Annotated in this window: 1 protein-coding gene; it reads left to right on the forward strand. The window is 43.4% G+C overall.

Translation table 11 applies throughout. The features are described from left to right. The coding region (gene traM, locus IIF7_RS20690; RefSeq protein ID WP_139801397.1) for a conjugative transposon protein TraM at window positions 1-226 on the forward strand (226 nt) is incomplete at both ends.

Here is a 226-nt window from a genome sequence, read left to right on the forward strand (position 1 = left end):
GGATTCGTATATCCAGGGGAAATACTATCCGGCATTTAGTCCGGTCTATGGCTTTGTGAGTTTTGGGCCGAATCGCGTCTTTCTAAAAATTACCAATATTCAGGGCGATCCGATAAGCCTCAGTGCTTATGACTTGCAAGATGGCAATGAGGGAATTTATGTCGTGAATAACTTTCGAGCTGAAGCCTCACGAGAAGTCCTCGATGATGTGATACAGGATATTAAT

The sequence above is a fragment of the Zunongwangia atlantica 22II14-10F7 genome (assembly GCF_002094855.1).
Classification (GTDB): domain Bacteria; phylum Bacteroidota; class Bacteroidia; order Flavobacteriales; family Flavobacteriaceae; genus Zunongwangia; species Zunongwangia atlantica.